1 protein-coding gene and 2 pseudogenes are annotated in these 1,653 nt (G+C 42.4%); 1 reads left to right on the forward strand and 2 read right to left on the reverse strand.

Annotated features, from left to right (window positions below):
• Positions 1 to 318: 318 nt before the first annotated feature.
• Positions 319 to 693 (reverse strand): annotated as a pseudogene (locus EKM61_RS11845) (replication initiator protein A); the annotation flags it as partial.
• Positions 694 to 740: 47 nt separating this feature from the next.
• On the opposite strand from EKM61_RS11845, the gene EKM61_RS11850 reads away from it, so the two are divergent.
• Positions 741 to 1,528 (forward strand): IS5 family transposase gene (locus EKM61_RS11850; protein WP_080487858.1). Its coding sequence is split into 2 segments (ribosomal slippage): positions 741 to 999 and positions 999 to 1,528, totalling 789 coding nucleotides; the frame shifts between segments, so codons are not numbered across the junction.
• Positions 1,529 to 1,533: 5 nt separating this feature from the next.
• On the opposite strand, the pseudogene EKM61_RS12395 reads toward EKM61_RS11850, so the two are convergent.
• Positions 1,534 to 1,653, reverse strand: a pseudogene (locus EKM61_RS12395) (replication initiation protein RepA); the annotation flags it as partial.

Below are 1,653 nucleotides of genomic sequence, written 5' to 3' on the forward strand. Positions count from 1 at the left end.
TCATCGGCCAAATCTTTATCAATCTTGACTTGGACCCGTTTCTTTTCCTTAACTGCCATGATTGTCTCATCTCCTTTATTTTACTACTACCACTATACTACCTTTTGAGTACCTTATCAATAGATAAAGCCCTGGCCTCAAATCACTTGAGCTCGGCGTTGATCTAAAGGCTGAACTTTTGAGCTGGTTAGCCTGGTTAGCTCTGGCACTCATTTAAAAGCCCCTATTCTTCTGTTTAAGCCAGTTAAATATAGCTTAAGCATAAAGGGGTGAGTAAGTCTCAAAACCGTTTAGAAAGGATTTTGCAGCCTTCTAGGACTAGTAGTACAACCCACGGTTGTCGTTGTCGGCCGGCTTTTCTTCTTCGGGGTGTTTGGCCGCGTATTCTCTAGCCGCTTGTTTATTCCACCAAACACCAAATAGATTTTGCATGGTGCCGTACAGGTAGTTTTCCACGTTCTTGATGTCCTTCTCATTGCTTCTTAGGGCGTTAAAGTAACGTCTCAAGGCTTTAGTCATTAAAAATTTAAGTTCTTCGTCGTCCGGTGGGATTATGACGCCAATATCTTTATGATCCTTCTCAACTCGGTACTTAGCATTTAAGATAATGCCAATGAAGCGCCGCATTTGTTGTGGGGTACGGCACCAAAAACTAAGTAATTGCACGGCTTCGGGTTCTAAGAAGCTGTCCAAGATCTATGATTTTTGATATACTTCTATGTAAAAAGCGAGTTTAAGCTATGAAAAATTATCCCAGCAATATTACTCGGCAACAATTTGAATTAATTCGACCAGCTTTAGAAAATTTTCGTAAGCGAACTAAGCCTCGAAAATATGACCTCTACGAGGTCTTCTGTGCGGTCCTATATGTCTTGAAAACCGGTTGCCAATGGCGTCAAGTCCCCGGTGATTTCCCAGAATGGCGGTCAGTTTACAACTATTACAAAATTTGGTCAACTAAAGCTGAGCCTACGGCTGATTCTTTATTGGAACAAGTTTTAAAAAAATTGTCATTGCTCGGCGAACTTACCAAGGACGTTCAGCTTTAACTTCCTTTATTATCGTTGACGCTCAGAGCGTCAAAAACACCGCTACTGCTGAAAACAAAGGTTACGACGCTGGTAAGAAAATCTCGGGGATTAAGCGCCATCTGGCAGTTGATATCAATGGCTTTCCGCAGGCCATTCACATGACGCGAGCGAACGTCTCTGATCGAGACGGGGCCAGTGCAATGATCGCTTTACATGCCATGCATTTACGCCAGGTTCAAAATGTCTTAGTTGATGGTGGTTATTCAGGCGTTAATTTTCAGCTCGATGTAGCCAGTAATTTAAACGCAACCGTGCAGGTTGCGAAGCGCAATGAGTTGCATCGATTCGAAGTCATGCCCCAACGTTGGGTAGTCGAACGATCTTTTAGTTGGCTAGAGAATTGTCGGCGACTTTGGAAAAATTGTGAGCGTCAATTAACCACCAGTCTGCAAATGGTCGTTTTAGCGTTTTTAGCACTATTACTTAAGAGATTTTAGACAGCTTCTAAGAAAACCGGTAAACCGCTGTCTTCATCAGTTAAAAAGTCATTAGCATGGTTCACCAAATCCTGGTTTTGCTTTTGAATTTCTGCTGGTGAGAAATTGGCTGTGGAAAAGTCCAA

The organism is Loigolactobacillus backii (assembly GCF_003946275.1).
Taxonomy (GTDB): Bacteria; Bacillota; Bacilli; order Lactobacillales; family Lactobacillaceae; genus Loigolactobacillus; species Loigolactobacillus backii.